We start from the raw sequence: 14,508 nt of genomic DNA, 5'->3' as shown, positions 1-14,508 counted from the left end.
GCGCGTCCGCATCCGCGCCCTGGAGGTGGCCGCGGAAGGCTTCGCCGCGTCCGATCTCACGCTGGAGGGCGAGGTGCGGCACGCCCCGCCGGTCAAGGTTCACCTCGCCGCGGAAACGGTGCAGGCCCGCGCCGCCCGCCCGCGCGGCGGCCTGCTGATGGACGTTCAGGACGTGTGCGTCGCGTTCGGCGGCGTGAAGGCGCTCACCGATGTTTCGCTGGCCGTGCACGAGGGCGAGATCCTCTCCATCATCGGCCCCAACGGCGCGGGCAAGACCTCGCTGCTCAACGTCATCAACGGGGTCTATCACCCCCGTTCCGGCACCATCACCTTCGCCGGCAAGGCGCGTGCCCGCATGCGCCCGGCCTTCGCCGCCCGCTCGGGCATCGGCCGCACGTTCCAGCACGTCTCGCTGTTCAAGGGCATGAACGTGATCGACAACGTGCTGGTGGGGCGCTCCGCCCGGTTCGGCGGGTCGCTGGTGGGCAAGCTGCTGCGCCTGCCCTCCACCGCCGCCGAGGAGCAGCGCGAGCGCGCCGCGGCCGAGCGCATCCTCGCCTTCCTGGAGCTGGAGCACCTGCGCAAGGCGCCGGTGGCGAGCCTGCCCTACGGCATCCAGAAGCGGGTGGAGCTGGGCCGCGCCCTCGCCACCGAGCCGCGCCTCCTGCTGCTCGACGAGCCCATGGCCGGCATGACCCAGGAGGAGAAGCGCGACATGTGCGGCTTCATCCGCCGGGTCAACGAGAGCTTCGGCACCACCATCCTCATCATCGAGCACGACATCGGCGTGGTGATGGGGCTCTCCGACCGGGTCGTGGTGCTCAACTACGGCCGCAAGATCGCCGATGGCGTGCCCGACGCGGTGCGCGCCAACCCGGACGTCATCGCCGCCTATCTCGGCTCCGCCGCGATGGGCGAGGCCGCCTGAGGGACAAGACCATGAGCGATTTCTCGTTTTTCCTCGAAGTGGTGGTGGGCGGCCTGCTCTCCGGCGTCATGTACACGCTGGTGGCGCTGGGCTTCGTGCTCATCTTCAAGGCCTCGGGCGTGTTCAACTTCGCCCAGGGCGCCATGGTGCTGTTCGCGGCGCTGACCTTCGTCGGCTTCCTGGAGTTCGGCCTGCCCATGTGGGCCGCGTTCCTGCTGGCGCTGGCCGCCATGATGGCGCTGGCGGTGGCCATCGAGCGCACGGTGCTGCGCCCGCTGATCGGGCAGGACCACATGATCCTGTTCATGGCGACCATCGGCCTGTCGATCTTCCTCGAGGGCTTCGCCCAGCTGATCTGGGGCACGCGGGTGCGCGGGCTCGATCTCGGCATCCCCGACGAGCCCATCGAGATCGGCGGCATCCTCATTTCCCAGTTCGACCTGTCGGCCGCGGTGATGGCGGCGGTGCTGGTGGCGGTGCTCTCCGCCTTCTTCTCCTACACCAAGGTCGGGCGGGCGCTGCGGGCGGTGGCCGACGACACGCAGGCGGCGCAGGTGGCCGGCGTGCCGCTGGGCTTCATCTGGGCCGTGGTGTGGGGCGCTGCGGGCTTCATCGCGCTGGTCGCGGGCCTCGTGTGGGGCGCGCGGCTCGGGGTGCAGTTCGCGCTCACGCTGGTGGCGCTGAAGGCGCTGCCGGTGATGATCCTCGGCGGGTTCAACTCCATCGCCGGGGCGATCGTGGCGGGGCTAGTCATCGGCGTCAGCGAGAAGCTCGCCGAGATCTACATCGGCCCGCTGGTGGGGGGCGGCATCGAGAACTGGTTCCCCTACGCGCTCGCCATCGCCGTCCTGCTCATCCGCCCCGCCGGCCTGTTCGGCGCCGCGCGCATCGCGAGGGTCTGACCCATGTTCTACCGTGACGCCGGATCCCTGAAGACCACCTACGCGCAGGAGCAGGCCATCTTCCCGGTGGCGCTGGACCGCTGGGCCGTCCTCGGGCTGGTGGCAGCGGGGGCGCTGGTCGTTCCCGCGGTGGCCGGGCCCTACTGGCTCGGCTCCATCCTGCTGCCGTTCCTCATCCTGTCGCTCGCCGCCATCGGCCTCAACATCCTCACCGGCTATGCCGGCCAGCTCTCGCTGGGCTCGGGCGCCTTCATGGCTGTGGGGGCCTATGCGGCGGTGAACCTCGTGATCCGCCTGCCGTGGATGCCGTTCCCGGTCTCCTTCCTGCTGGCGGGGCTGGTGGCGGCGGCGGTGGGGCTCACCTTCGGCCTCCTCTCCCTGCGCATCCGCGGCTTCTACGTGGCGGTGGCGACGCTGGCGGCCCAGTTCTTCATCGAATGGATCTGCACCCACATCCCGTGGCTGGTGCTGAACACCCCCTCTGGCGTCGTATCCACCCCGACGCTCTTTTTATTCGGCCACGCCTTCTCTTCCGTCTCCTCGCGCTATCTCGTGGCGTTCGTGACGGTGGTGGTGTTGGCGCTGCTCGCGAAGAACCTGGTGCGGTCCTCCGCCGGCCGCGCGCTGGTGGCGGTGCGCGACCACGAGACCGCGGCGGAGCTGACGGGCGTCGATACGGCCCGCGCCAAGCTCACCGCCTTCGCCCTCTCCGGCTTCTATTGCGGGGTGGCGGGGGCCATGTGGAGCTTCCTCTATCTCGGCACGGTGGAGATCGAGGCGTTCTCGCTGCACCGCTCGTTCCAGATCCTGTTCATGATCATCATCGGCGGGCTCGGCTCCATCCTCGGCTCCTTCCTCGGGGCGGGCTTCATCGTGCTGCTGCCGGTGGCCATCGCCAACGCGGCGGTGCTGTTCGGCGAGGCGCTGAAGCCGGACGTCTTGGCCAATCTCGAGCTGATGATCTTCGGCGGCCTCATCGTCTCCTTCCTCATCATCGAGCCCGCGGGCCTCGCCCGGCTCGCGGTGAAGGCGAAGGAGCGGCTGCGCCGCTGGCCGCTGCCGTACTGAGCCCCCGTCCGGCGTCCGCGCGGATGCCGGGCCGTCCGTCCGCCCCTGCCGGAGGCCCCATGACATCGCCCCTTCAGCCCGCCGCGTCGCCGGCGTTCGACCTCATCCGCACCCATGCGGACGGCGCCGTCGGATGGATCACCCTTCACCGGCCGCAGGCGCTCAATGCGCTCAACGCGCAGATGGTGGCGGAGATCCTGCAGGCGCTCGCCGGCTTCGCGGCCGATCCGCAGGTGGGCTGCATCGTCATGACCGGATCCGAGCGTGCCTTCGCCGCCGGCGCGGACATCAAGGAGGGGGCGGACCTCTCCTATCCCCAGACGTTCCTCGACGACTATCTCGCCTCCTGGGACGGTGTCGCGCGGGTGCGCAAGCCCATGGTGGCGGCGGTGGCGGGCTATGCCCTCGGCGGCGGCTGCGAGATGGCGCTGATGTGCGACCTGATCGTCGCCGCCGACACCGCCCGGTTCGGCCTGCCGGAGGTGAAGATCGGCGTCATGCCCGGCGCCGGCGGCACCCAGCGGCTGGCGCGGGCCATCGGCAAGGCCAAGGCCATGGACCTGTGCCTGACCGGCCGGATGATGGACGCGGCGGAGGCGGACCGCCTCGGCCTCGTCTCGCGCGTGGTGCCCGCGGCCGACCTGCTGGCGGAGGCGCAGGCGATCGCCGAGACCATCGCGGGGAAATCCCGGGTCGGCACGCAGGTCATCAAGGAGGCGGTGAACCGCGCGTTCGAGACCTCCCTCGCCGAGGGCCTGTTGTTCGAGCGGCGCACGTTCCACGCCCTGTTCGCCACCGCCGACCAGAAGGAAGGCATGGCCGCCTTCGGCGAGAAGCGTCCGCCGCGCTTCACCGGACGCTAGCCGGCGCGGCGCCCATACGTTGGTATGTCTATTGTATAGAGGCGTATGAGGTGGGCAAACATCCATAGAATTGTTGATTTTCAGGCGGGTGAATACTCTTCGGACATCAACAACGGAGTGTTCGCCATGTCCATCAAGACCTTCATCCTCGCCTCCAGCGTCGCCCTCACCCTCGTGGCCTCGGCCGGCGCGGCCTTCGCCGATCCGGAGATCCAGAAGGAGAACCAGGAGCAGTATGCAGTTTCCGCGCAGGAGAGCCTGCAGCCGGCCTCTGCCGCTGCCGCCGCCCGCGAGGCGCAGAAGCTGACCCGCCCGAGCGCCTTCGGTACCCCCGGCCCCTACTATGTCTCCGAGCGCCCGTTCGCCGAGGGCAATTCCCACTGGGGTCCCGCCCGGAACGCCGACCAGAACTGATCGCGCCGGGCCGCCGTGACAGTGGCCACCCGCTTTGCACGGCGGGTGGCCACGTCCCCTGCGGACGGCTTTCGCGGTCGTCCGGGCCTCCCCTGATCTTCCGTTCGCTCCATGCCGCGGTGGCGGCCAGGGAAGACGCAGCCGACCGGAGCCAGCTGTGGCGCCGAGCGTTGCCGTCCATCGCGATCTGTTCAATTGCCGTCCAGTGAAAATGCGACCCAACACGGTTGATCGATTGATGAGGCGCCGATGAATACACGAACCAAGCTGTTCCTCACCGTCTCTACCCTGGTCTTCATCGGAGCGGGCGTGGTGGGTACCGCCCGCGCGGACAGGGCCTTGCCCTCCGCAATGCGGACCGATGCCGGCGTCTTCGATGCCCGGCCCGGTGTGCCCGGCAACCCGTTCGCGTCCGTCTTCGCGCCCGCACCGAGGCTGCATGCCGCGGCCCGCGCTCCGGTGGCGGTCGCCCCCGCTTCCCGGCCCGATCCGCACTGGGGTCCCTCCGAGGACGCGACCTCGCCGGGCGCCTGAGCCGCCCCACCTTCGTGCCCTTGAAAACGCCGGTGGCCCATGGGGTCGCCGGCGTTTTCGTGTTGTCCGGCTAGGGCTTGCAGCAAGAACGGGTCGGCGCAGCGCGTGGCGCGCGCACCAAAAAGCCGCCGGCACGGGCCGGCGGCAGGTGGCGGCAGGTGGCGGGAGGAGCGCGGAGGGATCAGCGGCTGCGGGTGGCCTCATAGAGGAACCACACGCGCCGCTCGGCGTCATCGATCCACGTCTCGATCAGGCTGGCGGTGGCCACGTCATTGTACGTCCCGCACACCTCGTGGACCTCGCGCAGGTAGGTCACGAGGCGCTTGTTGTCATCGCAGAGCTCGGCCAGCATGTCCTGCGCGGTCACGAAGTCGGCGTCGTTGTCGGCCAGGCGCTGGAGGCGGGCGATGTGCCCCACCGAGCGCAGCGTGGTGCCGCCCACCTTGCGGGCGCGCTCGGCGATGGCATCGGTGGTGGCGAAGATCTGGTCGCCGTGCTCGTCCAGCAGAAGATGGTAATCGCGGAAGTGCGGGCCCGACATGTGCCAGTGGAAATTTTTGGTCTTGATGTAGAGGGCAAAGGTGTCCGCGAGCAGCACCGTGAGCGCACCGGCGATGTCGCGGGTCGCGTCCGCGCCCAGATCGGTGGGGGTGCGCAGGGGCGCTTCGCGACGGGCCTTGGCCTGAGTGGCATCCATGGGAGTGGTCCTTGTGGTGAGGGCGGGTGAGCCGCGCTGTCCGGCGCGGCAGCCGCCGGTGAAAGGCAACGGGGCTGATGGTAGGGACAGGCCGGCCGCGAATGAATCGCGCGCTCGTTTGGCGTCCTCATACGTGGGTATGTCGACAGTCCACCGGCACGGCCCGGACATCGACGCATGCGCCCGGCGCGCCGGTGGGCGCGGGAGCCCGTGCGGCGCCCGCAGGCGAGCCAGCGTGCCCGTGCGGCGGCGGGCGACGTCCGCGGTATGGTGCGAGGGGAGGAGGGAGGCCGGCGCCGGGGGAGCCGGCGCCTGTGCTCCACCGGGATCAGGGGGGCGGGGCCGGGGCGCTGGGAGCGGCTCAGTCCGGCCGCGCCGCGCCGCTGGCCCGCAGCGCGCGGTCGATGCAGTCGATCATGGCATTGCCGTCGAACGGCTTGGCGAGAAAGCCGAAGGTCCCCGCCGCGTCCACCTGGCGGCGGATGCGCTCCTCGGGAAAGGCCGTGATGAAGATGAGGGGGACGCGATCGCCCTCGGCGCGCAGCCGGCCATGCAGCTCCACGCCGCTCATGCCTGGCATCTGGACATCGGTGATGACGCAGGCCGTCCGCTTCCGTTCCGCCGAGCCGAGGAAATCCTCGGCCGAGGCGAAGGAACGCGCGCCGAGCCCGAGCGAGCGGACGAGGCTTTCGGTGGCGAGGCGAACGGCCTCGTCGTCGTCGATGATCGTGATCATCGGAAGGGAAGACACTTCAGGACACCTCTATGCAGGCTGCGGCATCGGCCGCCGCACCGGATTGCCCCGAACAATAGGCCCCCGGCCTGCCGGACTGAATCATACAGACGTTTGCGCGCTTATCCTTTCGCACGGCCGGGGCCGAGCGCCTCGGCCATGCGCACGAGATCGGCGAGGGAGTGGGCTTCCATCTTCCGCATCACGTTGCCACGGTGGATCTTCACGGTGATCTCGCTGAGCCCGACCTCCGCCGCCACCTGCTTGTTCATGAGCCCGGAGGTGACCAGGGCCATGATCTGCTTCTCCCGCTCCGACAGGGTGTCGTAAAGGGTGCGCAGGCGCGCGGATGCGGCTCGGGTCTCGCGACGCTGGCGGTCGATCTCGATGGCGGCGGCGACGGCGTCCAGCATGTCCTGGTCGCGGAACGGCTTGGTCAGGAAGTCCACCGCGCCGGCCTTCATGGCGCGCACCGACATGGGGATGTCGCCGTGCCCGGTCATGAAGATGATCGGCATGTCCATCTCGGAGCGGGCCAGCTGGCTTTGGAAGTCGAGGCCGCTGACGCCGGGCAGGCGGATGTCGAGCACGAGGCAGCGCGGCGCGTCCGGCAGGGTCGCCGCCAGCAGCTCGGCGGCGGAGGAGAACAGCGCCACCTCCAGGCCGATGGAGCGGAACAGGCTGGACAGCGCTTCGCGCAGGTCAGCGTCATCGTCCACCACGATCACGACGGGGGCGCTCGGCGGCGGCGCGGTGCGGCTTTGTGGGCGCAGGGTCACGACAGGGCTTCCTTGGCGGCCGGCTCGCGGGCATCCCCGGCGAGCGGCAGGGTGAATGTGAAGCGCAGCCCTCCGGCCGCGCCCGGCGCCGCATCGATCCGGCCCCCGTGGGCCTCGACGATGGAGCGCGAGATCGACAGGCCGATGCCGATCCCGTCCTTCTTGGTGGAGAAGAACGGCGTGAACAGCCCCGCCAGCTGGTCGGCCGCGACGCCCGGCCCGGTGTCTTCCACGAACAGCGCGACGACGCCCTCCGCGGCGCTCCCGGTGCCGATGCGCAGGCGCCGCCGGTGCTCGGGCACGCCGTCCATGGCCTGGATGGCGTTGAGCGCGAGATTGATGAGCACCTGCTGCAGCTGCACCCGGTCGCCCCTGACGGCGGGCAGGCGGGGCGCGAGGGCGAGATCGAGCTGCACGCGGTGGTTCGAGAGCTCCCGCTCCAGCAGCATCACGCAATCTTCTACCAGCTCGGCGGCCTGGAGCGGAAGATAGTCCGGCTCCCCGCGCCGGGCGAGCGCGCGCAGGCGGGCCACGACCTCGCTGGCGCGGCGGGCGTTCGCGATCATGCGTGTCACGGTGCCCTCCGCCTCGGCGATGTCCGGCACCGGCCGGCGCAGCCAGCGCAGGCAGGCCTCCCCGTTGGTGACCACGGCCGCGAGCGGCTGGTTGACCTCGTGGGCGATGGAGGCGGTGAGCTCGCCCATGGTGGTCACCCGCGTGACATGGGCGAGCTCGGCCTGTGCCTGGTGCAGCTGGTCCTCGGCCTGCTTGCGTTCGGTGATGTCGTGGTTGGTCTCCATGGTGCCGATGGGACGCCCGCGGGCGTCGCGCTGCAGCGACCAGCGGCTCATGGAGATGACCTTGCGGCCGTCGCGGGTGGTGTGCACCACCTCGCCCTCCCATTGCCCGGTCGCCTCCAGCGTGGTGGCGATCTCCTCCCGGGCGCAGGGAAACGCGGTCTTCAGCAGCGCGCCGGCCTTCTGCCCGGTCGCCTCCGCCCGCGACCAGCCATAGAGCAGTGCTGCGCCGCGGTTCCAGTAGGTGATGGTATCGGCGGTGTCGCGGACGAAGATGGCGTCGTGGGAGAGATCGAGCAGCGCCGCCTGATCGCGGAGCGAGCCGGTGACCTCCTGGTTGCGCAGCACCAGCAGCGTCGTCACCGCGATGGCGGCGATGCTGACGAAGCCGCGCATGGTGGCCGGAAGATTGTAGCTGTCGCCGTGCATGATGGTGAAGCTGAGCGCGGTGAGGCCGACGCAGCACCCCGCGACGATCAGCAGCCCCGCCCGCTTGAACACGCCGGCGGCGAGCAGCACGACCACCACGTAGAGAACCGCGATCGCCATATCGAGCGGGGAGAGCGTGTCCACGAGGAAGATGGCGAGGCACAGCACCGCCACCAGCGCGGCCCCGACCCGCCGCGCAGCGGGGCTCTCGGCCGGCACTCCGGACAATGCGCTTCCCAGGCCATACATGGGCGCCTCACGTTCTGGATCGTGCGATCATACGCGCAGCCCCGCCCTCCGGCAGAGGGGCGCCGCACGCACGGTACGGTCCCGGCTATCATTGCGCGTGGCCGTCGTCTTGTCGGATACGACTGCCGCGTTTCAAATTCGCGCGGCCGCGTGCTGCATCTCCGCTCGCGCCGCCCCGGGCGTCCCGTCGCCGCGCGAGTGTCGCCCCCTCCGGAGGGGCGGGGTGACGGCGGCGTCGGCAGGCAACCGATTGCCCCGGCGGCCGCCTCGTGCACCCCGCGCCATCGGGCCCGCGCCTCAAGCGCGCCGCAGACCCGCCGGCGACTGCGGGAGCCGCCGGCACGCATACCAACGTATGGGTTGCCCGGCATTTCATATGGGCCGGCAAAGCCCACGTAGAATGGAGAAGCGCGCGCCGCGCACCGATCCTCGAAGCATCCGCCGGAGCGGGGCGTTCCTTCCTCCCATGCCGGGCGATCCGGCCAGGAGAGAGAGGGACCCGCCGAAAGCCGGCATCACGCCGAGGGGTTCTGCGCATGTCCGTCCACGTTTCCCCGTCCGTCGACGGGCGCCCCGCCCTCACCGATCCGGACGCCGTCGCCGGTGCCGGCCTGCTGGGCCGGGAGCGCGCGCCGCTCGTGGTCCAGCTGCGCCGGGAGCCCGGTGTCCCCGCGCGCGCCGAGGCCCGGCCGTCGAGCGACCAGCCGGAGGTTGCGGCGGACGATCTCGTCGCCCGGCAGCTGGCGCAGGCGCTGGAGGCGGCGCGCGGCACGGCAGGCGAGGGGCTCTATGCCGATGCGCTGCGCCTCGCCCTGCTGGCGCGCTCGCTGGTGAAGAAGGTTCCGGCCCCGGTGCCGGCCGAACAGCCGGCGCCGCCGACGGAACGGGCGAGGTCAGGGCTGGTCGCGTGGCGCCTCAAGCGCGTCCTCGCCTTCATCGACCAGAATTTGGGCGGGGCCGTCACCCTCGCCGACATGGCGCACGCCGCCGGGCTCAGCCGCATGCACTTCGCCGCCCAGTTCCGGGTGGCGACCGGCCTGCGCCCGCACGAGTTTCTGCTCCGTGCCCGCATCGAGCAGGCGCAGGAGATGATGGCGCGGACCCGGGAGCCGCTGGTGCAGATCGCGCTTGCGGTCGGCTTCCAGACGCAGGCGCACTTCACCACCGTGTTCCGCCGCTTCGCCGGCACCACGCCGCACCGCTGGCGTTCCGACCGCGCCGTCGGCTGAACGGGCTTGCGCCTGCGTGCCGGGCTGCGACAACAGCCCGCTGCCGGCTCACGACCCGCATCCTTGATCGCTCGAAGGCGTTCCGCCATGGTGCCTGCCGCGCTGCAACATGTCTGCAGCGCCATGACACACAGCCGATAATGGGGTCCGCCATGCGATCTGCCGCGCGTGCGTTCCTTCATGTCCCGGTGGTCGGATGGTTCCTGAAGGACGCCATCTACGGGCTGCCGGACGCGAAGTATTTCTTCATGGGTAACCTGGTCGTGGTCTTCGCGGCCCTGGTCTATCTCTTCGGGTATCCCTTCCTCATCGTCTACGCGCTGAGCGCGACCGCGATCGCGCTGGTCTCGCTCATCATCCTGACCGCGTCGGACCTGCTGTCGCAGAAAAAGAAGAAGGCGTAAGGCCCGCGCTGCCAGCCGGCACGGGACGCGCGGCGTCCCGGATCGGCCGGGCATCGGCCCGGCCGACCGCTTGTCGGCACCGGATGCCGTTCAGCGCTTGAAGGCGGCGCAGGCGATGCGCGCGCCGGCTCCGCCGATGGGCTGGGTGGTGTGATCGTCCGCATTGGCGTGGATCACCAGCGCGAACCCGTCCGGGTCCAGCAGCCCGTTGGCGCCGGTCAGCCCGACCGGGCTCGTCACCTCGGCCGAGACCGATCCGTCCGTGAAGGCGAAGACGTTGGGCAGGTCGCCCTCGTCCGGGCCGTTCGGGTTGAGCAGCCCGTGCGCCTTGCCGCCGTGGTTCACATGCGCCTTGGAGGCAAGGAACTTCTCGGTGTCGGAGCAGTCCGCCACCGCGTGGAAGTGGATGCCGTGCCAGCCGGCCGGCACCGCGCCGGGCGTGAGCAGGATGCGCACGATGGTCACGCGGTCGGTGCCGGTAGCGGTCGCCGAGCCGAGGGTCCTGCCGTCGTTTCCGGTGAGCGCGCCGGTGACAACGGTGGGCGCCGGAGCCGCGGCGGGGGCGGGCGTCTGCGCCATCGCGGCGGAAAGTCCCGCGGCCAGCGTGGCTGACGCAACGAGCAGGGTCCTCAGAGCCATCGTATCCTCCTGATCCACCGGGCGCGCCATTCGGCGTCGCGCGATCCTATCACCGCGGCCCACCGCGGTCTTGCGTCGACGCCCAGCCCGAATCCCTCCCGCCCCTGCGGCGACGTGGCGGGGCGCGGTGTCGTGCTGCTGTCAGGTTTCTGGCTTAAGTGGTTGAACCAGAACGCCTGCGCAGCGGATCCTGCCCCGTCCCGGCGTGGTCTCGGGAGGCCGCGGCACACGCGCGGCCAGGGATGGGTGCGATGAAGAAGACGCAGATCGTCGAGGTGCTCGGCGAAGGCGGGCTGCTGCTGCCGGCGCTGGTGGAGGCGGCCCTGAAGGCCAACGACCGCGCCAAGCTGCGCATGACGGCCCTGCAGGAGGCCGCGGCGCATGCCCGTGCCCCGCAACAGCCCCTGCGGCCGCTGGAGGCCGAGGCGCGGGACGCCGGCGCGGCCGAGGACGGGCTCGACGCGCTGGTGGGCGGCGCGCGGCCGATGGCCGACGGCAGTGTCGCGGCCCCGGGCGCCCGGCGCATCGTCGAAGGCATCCTCGATGACATCGCCTGCATGGCCGAGCCGCTCGCGGCCGCGGGCCTCGCCACGGCCGGCATGTTCACGCAGCGCCTGACGGAGTTGAGGACCGCGCTCGGCCGCATGGCGGACGACGTGGTGGACGACGGCGTGCTCACGCGCACCACATCGGCGCGCCGCGGGGCGCAGGACACCGCCCACCTGCTGGTGATGGACCTGCACAAGGCGCTCAACCAGCTGGCCGCCAGCCTCGCGGTGGAAACCATCGACGGCGCGCGGGCGCTGGCGATCGCCGACGCCGATCGCCCCCGCATCCAGGCCTTCATGCGCGGGCTCAACGCCACGCGCGGCCTCGCCTTCGGCCATCCCGGCCTCGACACCACCGCCACCCGCAGTGGCGCGCGGCTGGTGCTGCAGAACGACATCGGCACCACCGACGCCCACGTCATCATCGTCACGGTCGAAGGGCTCAGCGCACGCGTGAGCTACACGGACGTGCACCGCTCGCGCGCCAAGTTCTTCATCGGCCTGTTCCGCAGCTTCGATGCCGAATGGACGCCGCTGGCCGAGCGCAGCGCCGACGGGCTCGGCGATGCCGGGCGCTTCCTGATGGTGACAGGCAGCTATGCGGCGCCCGACGAGGCCGCCCTCGACGCCTTCCTGGAGGGCATCGGCGCGCGGCTCGTGTTCCTGATCGACTGGAACAAGGCCCGCAAGCAGCTGCAGACCTTCGTGGACAAGCCCGCCGCCATCCGTCTCCTGACCCGCGCCGCGGGGGCGCGACATGGCCACCGCGCCTTTCTGGAGCTGGGAGGCGCCGAACTGGTGTTCGACGCCATCCGCCGCAGCGCCGAAGGCCGGGTGCCCTACGGCGCCCGCCTCGACCGGGTGCTCGGCGCCGCGGCTGTGGAAAGCCTGCTCGGCGAGGTGCTGCGGCTGACCTCGGAAGGACTTGCCGGCGGCCGCTCGGTGCGGCTCATCCGCGACGAGGTGCGCTCGGAGCTCACCCATCGCTTCGGCTCGGCCGAGCAGGAGATCCTCGGCCTGGCGCTGCGTCAGCTGGGGACGGCGCGGATGCTGGCGGCCATGGTGGCGGAGGCGCTCGACGGCGCCGAGGCGCTTCCGGAAACCGCCCGCACCACCCTGCGCGCCCGCGCCAAGCGGCTGGAGGAGAAGGGCGACGCGCAGGTGCTCGCCGCACGCGACCGCGCGTCCGGCCCGTTCGGGCGGGGGCGGCGCTTCCTGCCCGCCGCCGAGCAGGTGGAGGACGCGACCGACGCGCTGGAGGAGGCGGCCTTTCTGCTCAGCATCGCCCATCCCGCGCGCGAGCGCGCCGCCGCGGCGCCCCTCGCCGAGCTCGCCGGCATTGCCGTGGGCTGCTGCAGCGATCTGGTCCGGGCCGTCGCCGCTGCGAGCGAGGATCCGGCCGGGCGCCGCGAGGACATCACCGCCGCGCTGGAGGCCATCGATGCCGTCAGCGAGGGCGAGCGCCGCGCCGATGCCGCCCAGCGCCGGGTGCTCGCGGCCGCGCTCGGCGACGCCGCGCCGGCGCAGGAGCTTGCCGCCACAATCGAGATCGCCCGCGCCATCGAGGCCGGGACCGATCATCTCGCCCGGGCCGCCCTGTCGCTCAGGGCCGGCATGCTGGAGGAGACCGCGCCGTGACCCGCCACCTTCCCGCCCACAGCGCCGCCGCCCGTCCCATGGCCTTCATCGGGCCGCAGGGCGACACCGCCGCGCTCACCGCGCGCGAATTCGGCTCCAAGGCCGCCCAGCTCTGGCGGATGCACGACCTCGGCCTGAACGTGCCGCCGGCCTTCGTGCTCTCCACCGCCCTGTGCGGTGCGGAACGTTCGCAGAAGCAGGTGGACCATCTGCTCGCGGAAGGCATCGCCCATCTGGAACGCGTCACCGGGCGTGGCTTCGGCGATGCGCGCCGCCCGCTCCTCGTCTCGGTGCGGTCCGGCGCGGAAAAGTCCATGCCGGGCATGCTGGAGACAGTGCTGGACGTGGGCGCCACCGCCGAGGCCGTCCGCGGGCTGATGCGCCTTTACGGCAATCCGCGCCTCGCCTGGGACTGCCGCCGGCGCTTCCTGGAGGCCTATTGCGAGGTGGTGGCCGGCCTGCCGCGGGCACCGTTCGAATCCGCCCTGCGGGCCCTGATGGCGGCGGAGGGCACGGCCGCCGACCGTGAGCTGGACCCGGACGCGCTGGAGCGCCTGTGCGGGCTTTATCTCGACCTGGCGTCCGAGCGCTTCGGCGCGGTCGTCCCGTCCGATCCGGCCGAGCAGCTGCGCGCGGCGGTGGAGTCGGTGTTCCGCTCGTGGGACGCGCCCAAGGCGCAGGAATACCGACGCCTCAACCATCTGGAGGGACTGGCGGGCACCGCCGTGACGGTGCAGGCCATGGTGTTCGGCAATGCCGGCGGCCGCTCCGGCTCCGGCGTCGCCTTCTCGCGCGATCCCGCCAGCGGCGCGCCGGAGCTCTATGCCGACATGCTGTTCGAGGCGCAGGGCGAGGATGTGGTCTCCGGCCGCCGCCAGCCGGTGGGGCTGGAACGGCTGGGCGCCGTCATGCCCGCCGTGGCGCGCGAGCTGGCGGACGGCGTACGCGCGCTGGAGGCCGCCTATCGCGACGTGCAGGACGTGGAGTTCACCATCGAGGAGGGGCGGCTGTTCTTCCTCCAGACCCGTGCCGCCAAGCGCACGCCGCTGGCGGCGCTACGGATCGCGGTGGATCTCGTCGCCGAAGGGGCGCGCTCGCCGGCCGAGGGGCTCGAACTGCTGGAGGGCATCGACCTCGCCGCGCTCGGTGCCCGCCGCTTTATCGGCACGGCAGAGCCGGCGGCGCACGGGGTGCCCGCCTCCCCGGGCACCGCAAGCGGACGCATCGCCTTCGATGCCGAGGCCGCGCGCCGCTTCTGCGAGGGGGGCGAGCCCGTGATCCTGGTGCGCCCGGACGTGGCGACCGACGACATCGCCGGGCTCGCCCTTGCGGCCGGTATCCTGACGACGGTCGGTGGTCGGACCGCCCATGCCGCCGTGGTCGCGCGGCAGCTCGGGCGCGTCTGCGTGGTGGGCTGCGCGGCGCTCGATATGGATGGCAACGCCCGCCGCGCGCGCATCGGCACCATCGAGGTGGGGGAGGGGGACTGGATTTCCCTCGACGGGGACACCGGCGCAGTCTTCATCGGCCGGCGCGAGATCGCGGTGGAAAGGCCGGAGGCCGCCCTTGCCGTGGTCGCCGGGTGGGCGCAGCGCGACTGAGCTCAGTCCGGCCGCGTTCCCGCCGCGCCGCAGGCGGGAGGGCGGCGCCGAGGTCC

The 14,508-nt window shown here is 71.5% G+C and carries 15 protein-coding genes; 10 read left to right on the top strand and 5 right to left on the bottom strand.

From position 1 onward, the window contains the following. Positions 1 to 157: 157 nt before the first annotated feature. The 6 genes from V5F49_RS03185 to V5F49_RS03160 all read left to right on the top strand — a co-directional run bounded on the left by V5F49_RS03185 (position 158) and on the right by V5F49_RS03160 (position 4,709). Positions 158 to 928 (top strand): ABC transporter ATP-binding protein, encoded by a 771-nt coding sequence (locus tag V5F49_RS03185; RefSeq protein WP_394114897.1) that lies wholly within the window; start codon positions 158 to 160, stop codon positions 926 to 928. Between the two features lie 11 nt (positions 929 to 939). Beyond that, positions 940 to 1,830 (top strand): branched-chain amino acid ABC transporter permease, encoded by an 891-nt coding sequence (locus V5F49_RS03180; RefSeq protein ID WP_394114621.1) that lies wholly within the window; start codon positions 940 to 942, stop codon positions 1,828 to 1,830. A gap of 3 nt (positions 1,831 to 1,833) precedes the next feature. Beyond that, positions 1,834 to 2,898, top strand: a complete 1,065-nt coding sequence (locus V5F49_RS03175; RefSeq protein ID WP_394114622.1) for a branched-chain amino acid ABC transporter permease — start codon at positions 1,834 to 1,836, stop codon at positions 2,896 to 2,898. A gap of 59 nt (positions 2,899 to 2,957) precedes the next feature. Further along, positions 2,958 to 3,761 (top strand): enoyl-CoA hydratase, encoded by an 804-nt coding sequence (locus V5F49_RS03170; protein WP_394114623.1) that lies wholly within the window; start codon positions 2,958 to 2,960, stop codon positions 3,759 to 3,761. Between the two features lie 126 nt (positions 3,762 to 3,887). Then, positions 3,888 to 4,175, top strand: coding sequence for a hypothetical protein (locus V5F49_RS03165; RefSeq protein ID WP_394114624.1), 288 nt, complete (start codon positions 3,888 to 3,890; stop codon positions 4,173 to 4,175). A 249-nt stretch (positions 4,176 to 4,424) separates the two neighbouring features. Then, complete coding sequence (locus tag V5F49_RS03160) at positions 4,425 to 4,709, top strand: hypothetical protein (RefSeq protein ID WP_394114625.1); 285 nt, start codon at positions 4,425 to 4,427, stop codon at positions 4,707 to 4,709. A gap of 181 nt (positions 4,710 to 4,890) precedes the next feature. Here V5F49_RS03160 and V5F49_RS03155 read toward each other — a convergent pair whose 3' ends face one another. From V5F49_RS03155 to V5F49_RS03140, 4 genes are all read right to left on the bottom strand, one after another. Continuing rightward, on the bottom strand, positions 4,891 to 5,406 hold the full coding sequence (locus V5F49_RS03155; protein WP_394114626.1) for a Dps family protein: 516 nt from the start codon (positions 5,404 to 5,406) through the stop codon (positions 4,891 to 4,893). Between the two features lie 361 nt (positions 5,407 to 5,767). After that, entirely contained in the window at positions 5,768 to 6,142 is a 375-nt protein-coding gene (locus V5F49_RS03150; protein WP_509210739.1) for a response regulator, read from the bottom strand. A 119-nt stretch (positions 6,143 to 6,261) separates the two neighbouring features. Further along, on the bottom strand, positions 6,262 to 6,918 hold the full coding sequence (locus tag V5F49_RS03145; RefSeq protein WP_394114628.1) for a response regulator transcription factor: 657 nt from the start codon (positions 6,916 to 6,918) through the stop codon (positions 6,262 to 6,264). Then, positions 6,915 to 8,393: a sensor histidine kinase gene (locus tag V5F49_RS03140; RefSeq protein WP_394114629.1), complete on the bottom strand. Its 1,479-nt coding sequence runs from the start codon at positions 8,391 to 8,393 to the stop codon at positions 6,915 to 6,917. Before V5F49_RS03140 ends, V5F49_RS03145 begins: the two co-directional genes overlap by 4 nt. Positions 8,394 to 8,929: 536 nt before the next feature. Between V5F49_RS03140 and V5F49_RS03135 the strand changes: the two genes are divergently transcribed. Together V5F49_RS03135 and V5F49_RS03130 are read left to right on the top strand one after the other, a co-directional pair. Then, positions 8,930 to 9,622: a helix-turn-helix domain-containing protein gene (locus V5F49_RS03135; RefSeq protein WP_394114630.1), complete on the top strand. Its 693-nt coding sequence runs from the start codon at positions 8,930 to 8,932 to the stop codon at positions 9,620 to 9,622. A 152-nt stretch (positions 9,623 to 9,774) separates the two neighbouring features. Continuing rightward, positions 9,775 to 10,026, top strand: coding sequence for a hypothetical protein (locus tag V5F49_RS03130; protein WP_394114631.1), 252 nt, complete (start codon positions 9,775 to 9,777; stop codon positions 10,024 to 10,026). Between the two features lie 90 nt (positions 10,027 to 10,116). On the opposite strand, the gene V5F49_RS03125 is transcribed toward V5F49_RS03130, so the two are convergent. Next, a complete protein-coding gene (locus tag V5F49_RS03125) occupies positions 10,117 to 10,665 on the bottom strand; it encodes a superoxide dismutase family protein (RefSeq protein ID WP_394114632.1) in 549 nt (182 codons plus the stop codon). Between the two features lie 251 nt (positions 10,666 to 10,916). Here V5F49_RS03125 and V5F49_RS03120 point away from each other — a divergent pair, with 251 nt between their 5' ends. After that, on the top strand, positions 10,917 to 12,851 hold the full coding sequence (locus tag V5F49_RS03120) for a hypothetical protein (protein WP_394114633.1): 1,935 nt from the start codon (positions 10,917 to 10,919) through the stop codon (positions 12,849 to 12,851). Beyond that, entirely contained in the window at positions 12,848 to 14,452 is a 1,605-nt protein-coding gene (locus V5F49_RS03115) for a PEP/pyruvate-binding domain-containing protein (RefSeq protein ID WP_394114634.1), read from the top strand. The genes V5F49_RS03120 and V5F49_RS03115 overlap by 4 nt, the downstream gene beginning before the upstream one ends. Positions 14,453 to 14,508: the final 56 nt, after the last annotated feature.

It is taken from the genome of Xanthobacter lutulentifluminis (assembly GCF_043194675.2).
Lineage (GTDB): Bacteria > Pseudomonadota > Alphaproteobacteria > Rhizobiales > Xanthobacteraceae > Xanthobacter.
This window is presented reverse-complemented; position numbering and strand designations above follow the sequence as displayed.